Source organism: Streptomyces lycii, from assembly GCF_009735685.1.
GTDB lineage: Bacteria > Actinomycetota > Actinomycetes > Streptomycetales > Streptomycetaceae > Streptomyces > Streptomyces lycii.
This window is the reverse complement of record NZ_WHPN01000304.1, coordinates 1-4,863: the sequence shown is the minus strand read 5'-3', so window position 1 is coordinate 4,863 and position 4,863 is coordinate 1. Positions and strand designations below refer to the sequence as shown.

The window sequence follows — 4,863 nt, the reverse complement described above, 5'->3', positions numbered from 1 at the left end:
GCCAGGTTGGTCGAGTTTGTGCGACGACACGGTCTGAATCTGTGAGATGACGAAGGCCCCCGGTTGTGGAGTGGAGCTGTCGAGGAACCGCTCCGCCAACCAGGAGGCCTTCGTGTCTCACGCTAACGCTGCTCTGACGCCCCGTGCCCGTCTTCGCCTGGCGCGTCTGATTGTGGATGAGGGATGGCCGGTCGCCCGTGCGGCCGAGCGCTACGACGTGTCCTGGCCCACCGCCAAGCGATGGGCCGACCGTTACGCCGAATCCGGGCCGGCCGCGATGGCCGACCGGTCCTCACGACCTCACCGCAGCCCGGCCCGAACTACTCAGCCGCAGGTCCGCAAGATCGTGCACCTGCGCTGGAAGCAGCGACTGGGACCGGTCCAGATTGCCGGACGGCTGGGCATGCCCGCCTCGACCGTCCACGCGGTCCTGACCCGCTGCCGGATCAACCGGCTGTCCCACATCGACCGTGCCACCGGCGAGCCGGTGCGCCGCTACGAACACGGGCATCCCGGCGCCATGCTCCACATCGACGTCAAGAAGCTCGGCAACGTCCCCGACGGCGGCGGCTGGCGCTACGTCGGACGCGTCCAGGGCCGCAGGAACCGTGCCGCAACACCAGACAAGCCCCGCAACAAGTACCGCGGCCCGCTGCTGGGAACCGCATTCGTCCACACCGTCGTCGACGACCACTCCCGCGTCGCCTACGCCGAGATCCGCAACGACGAGACAGCCGACACCGCAGTCGATGTCCTGCACCGCGCGGTGGCCTGGTTCGCCGCCCGCGGCGTGACCATCGAGCGGGTCCTGACCGACAACGGCTCGGCCTACCGCTCCCGGCACTGGAACCGGGCCTGCACCGAACTCGGCATCACACCGAAGAAGACCCGGCCCTACCGGCCACAGACGAACGGCAAGGTCGAGCGCTTCCACCGCACCCTGGCCGACGGCTGGGCCCTCGGACGCTTCTACTCAAGCGAATCAGCCCGCCGCAAAGCCCTGCCGGCCTGGCTCCATCACTACAATCACCACCGCCCCCACACTGCAACCGGCGGCAAACCGCCCGTCACCAGGTTGACCAATGTCCCTGGGCAGTACACCTAGAACAGCTCGATCACCTGGTGCACGCACAGCACGATGAACAGCAGCCCGGCCGCCGTCAGCATGACGTTGCTCAGCACGCCGTTCCGCCACTCGCGCGGCGTCCGGTCCGAGTTCAGCAGCCACACCAGGGTCAGCGCCAGGAACGGCATGAAGAAGGCGCCGAGCACGCCGTACGCGACGACCAGCCCGAACGGCTTGTCCAGGAAGAGCAGCGTCATCGGCGGGAACGTCAGCCACAGCAGATACGCCCGGAACGGCACCGACTTCTCGGCCTCGCCCGTGGCCAGCTCGGCCACCGTGCCGTCGGCCGGCCCCTCGCCCGCCTTCACCCGGGCCCGCCGGTAGCGCTCGACGAAGTCGGCGAACATCAGGCTGACCCCGTGCCACACGCCGATCAGCGACGAGAACGAGGTCGCGAAGAAGCCGATCAGGAAGAGCTTCGCGGTGGCCGTCCCGAACCGGTCCTCCAGGACCTTGCCGAGGTCGACCAGGCCCTTGTCGTTCTCGGCCAGCGCGATGTTCGCCGAGTGCAGCAGCTCCGCGCCGACGATCAGCATGGCGATGACGAAGATGCCGGTCGTGATGTACGCGACGCGGTTGTCCAGGCGCATCACCTTCATCCAGCCGGTGTGGGTCCAGCCCTTGGCGTTCACCCAGTAGCCGTACGCGGCCATGGTGATCGTGCCGCCCACCCCGCCGATCAGCCCCAGCGTGTAGAGCAGCGAGCCGTCCGGGAGCACCGGCACCAGCCCGGCGAGGCTGCCGCCGACGTCCGGGCCGACCCGGACGGCGACGTACACCACGACCACGAACATCACGCCGACCAGCACCGTCATGACCTTCTCGAAGACGGCGTAGTGGTTGAACCACACGAACACCAGCCCGATCAGCCCGGTGATGACCGCCCAGGTCTTCAGTCCCAGGAAGTCCGGGAACAGCGCCGCCAGCGGCAGCGCGCTGGAGGACATGGCGGTCGCGCCGTAGACGAAGCCCCAGACCACGACATAGACGGCGAAGTAGACCGTGGTCCACGGGCCGAGCGTGCGCCAGCCCTCGAAGAGGGTGCGGCCGGTCGCCAGGTGCCAGCGGCCGCACGCCTCCGCGAGGGAGATCTTCACGACACAGCCGATGACGGCCGCCCACAGCAGTGTGTGGCCGAACTTGCTGCCCGCGATGAGCGTCGCCACCAGGTCGCCCGCGCCGACACCGGTGGCGGCGACCACGATGCCGGGGCCGATGTACCGCCAGGCGGCCTTGCGCGGCCCCTCGGCGGCCGCCGCGAGACCGCCGCCGCTGTCCGTCGTATCCGTCACTGCGTGCCTCCGCGCTCGTCCCCGCTTTGCTGACCTGCGCATGTAACCGGTCGGGCGGGCCCGGGCACAAGGGGGGCCGCACGAGGCACCGCGCCGGGCGGCTCATGGAGACCGGGGCGTGACCACCGGGGACGGGCAGCCGGGGACTGACCGCCGGGGGTCGAGTGGCCGTGCCCGGCTGCCCGCCCCCGGCGGTCAGGCCGACCGGGCCCGGCCGAGTGAGTCGAGCTTGGCGCGGAGATCCTCGGTGCCGGGCCTGCCCAGTTCCTCCAGCAGCTCCAGGGCGCGCGTCCAGGCGGCACGCGCGGTGTGCGGACGGCCCGCGGCCCGGTGCGTGTCGCCGAGCCGGCCGAGCGTGCCCGCCTCGTTCCGCCGGTCGGCGACCTCCCGGAACAGCACGATGGCGCGCTCGTAGCAGGAGAGCGCCCGGTCGTACCGGCCCAGATGGTGGTGGATGTGGCCGAGGCTGTCCCACACGCAGGCCTCCGGCCGCACGGCCTCCAGTCCCCGCAACAGCTGAAGCGATTCCCGGCACACCGACAGGGCATGCTCGTGGTCGCCGAGGACGCTGCGGAACCAGCCGACCGCGTTGAGCCCCTCGGCCTCGGTGAGCGCGTGCCCGCCGGCGCGGGCCAGCGCGAGGCCGCGCTCGGCCCGGAGCAGCGCCGCGTGGTCCCGCCCGTCCTGGTGGAAGACGAAGGCGAACGAGAACTGCGTACGGGCCTGTTCGAGCGGGTCACCCAGCTCCTCGAAGGCGGCCATGGCCTGGTCGAGGTGGTTCACCGCCGTGCGGCTGCGGCCCCGCATGGCGTGCACACCGCCGAGGGTGCGAAGGCAGCGGGCCTCCTCGCCGCGGTCGCCGCGGCGCCTGGCGTCCCGCAGCACGGCGGTCTGCGCGGCGATCGACTCGGTCCAGAACTCCTTGCACGCGAAGAAGGCCTGGGCGCCCCAGGCGATCCGCCGGGTCGCCTTGTCGAGCCCGGTGCCGGCCCCGTTCAGGATCAGGGCGTTCAGCACCCGGTGCTCGGCGGTGAACCAGCGCAGCGCCATCCGGTGGTCGGTGATCTCCTCGACCGACACGGCCGGACCCGGCGGCTCGATCTCCGGCGGGGTCCACTGGAAGGTGAGCCAGCGGCCGGCGGACAGCGCGGTGTGCCCGTAGTGGTCGAGCAGCCGGCGGTACGCGGCGTCCCGGTCCTCCTCGCGGTCGTGCGCGGCGACCAGTTCGCTCGCGTAGGCGCGCAGCAGGTCGTGCACGGTGAACCGGCCGGGCACGTGCTCGTCGGCGAGGCAGGCGGCGGCGAGTTCGTTCAGCAGGGCCCGGGCGGCGGGCGGCGGCAGCCCGGCGAGGCTCGCCGCGGCGTGCGTCGAGAGGTCCGGGCCGGGGTGCAGCGCGATCAGCCGGAACAGCCGCGCGGCCCCCGTGCTCAGCGCCCGGTACGACCAGGAGAACACCGCCCGTACGTCACTGGCGACGTCCGCGCTGGTGAAGGCCTCCAGACTGCCGTGCGTACGGCGGAGTTCGGCGGCGACGGCCGTCAGCGAGAAGTCCGGGTTGAGCGCGGCCCGCGCGGTGACGATGGCGACCGCCAGCGGCAGCCGGGCGCACAGCCTGATGATGTCGTCCACGGCGCCCGGTTCGGCGTCCGTGCGCGCCGCGCCGAGACCGCGGGCCAGGGACTCGCGGATGTCGCCGGGGTCCGGCAGCCCCAGCCGCAGGGGCCGCGCGCCCTCGGCGGCGACCAGGCCGCCCAGCTGGTTGCGGCTGGTCACGACGACGGGGCAGCCCGGCACGCCCGGCAGCAGCGGGCGGACCTGCTGCTCGTCGCGCGCGTTGTCGAGGAGGACGAGGACCCGCCGGCCGGCCAGCAGGCTGCGGTAGAGCGCGGTCTGGTCGTCGAGGCCGGCCGGTACGTGCCGCGGCGGCACCCCGAGCGCGACGAGGAACCCGCGCAGCGCGTCGGACGGGTCCAGCGCGGCACCGGAGGGGTCGAAGCCGCGGAGGTTCACGAAGAGCTGGCCGTCGGGGAAGTGCCGGGCCACGCGGTGCGCGCAGTGCACCGCGAACGTGGTCTTGCCGATGCCGGCGGCGCCGCCGATGAGCCCGATGACGGCGGTGGACCGCGGGTCGCCGCCGTCGGTGACGAGGTCGGTGAGACGGGCGATCTCGGCCTGACGGCCGGCGAAGGCGGCGTGGTCGGTCGGCAGTTGCGCCGGGCGCACGACGCGGAAGGGGCTGGTGCGGTCGGGATCGTCGGCACCGGGACCGGCGGTCTCCGGCGCGGACCCGGCGGCGGCGCTGCCGCTCCCGCTCGGAGCCGTAGGAGCCGTAGGAGGGGCAGGAGCCGCGGAGGCCGTGGGGGCGGCGGTGCGGGCTCCGGCCGCGCCGCCGTTCGCGGCGCCCGGTATCCCTGTGGGTCCGGTGCTTCCCGGGACGGGCGGGGC

At 72.8% G+C, this 4,863-nt stretch carries 3 protein-coding genes; 1 reads left to right on the top strand and 2 read right to left on the bottom strand.

From position 1 onward, the window contains the following. Positions 1 to 112 precede the first annotated feature (112 nt). Positions 113 to 1,105: an IS481 family transposase gene (locus GCU69_RS18345; RefSeq protein WP_156206649.1), complete on the top strand. Its 993-nt coding sequence runs from the start codon at positions 113 to 115 to the stop codon at positions 1,103 to 1,105. Here the strand turns inward: GCU69_RS18345 and GCU69_RS18340 are convergent. Further along, positions 1,102 to 2,460: an Nramp family divalent metal transporter gene (locus GCU69_RS18340; protein WP_098753733.1), complete on the bottom strand. Its 1,359-nt coding sequence runs from the start codon at positions 2,458 to 2,460 to the stop codon at positions 1,102 to 1,104. The two genes, GCU69_RS18345 and GCU69_RS18340, sit on opposite strands and share 4 nt — an antisense overlap. Positions 2,461 to 2,613: 153 nt before the next feature. Continuing rightward, the gene (locus tag GCU69_RS18335) at positions 2,614 to 4,641 is read right to left on the bottom strand and encodes an ATP-binding protein (protein ID WP_156206648.1); all 2,028 of its coding nucleotides are present in this window, start codon (positions 4,639 to 4,641) and stop codon (positions 2,614 to 2,616) included. Between the last annotated feature and the right edge of the window lie 222 nt (positions 4,642 to 4,863).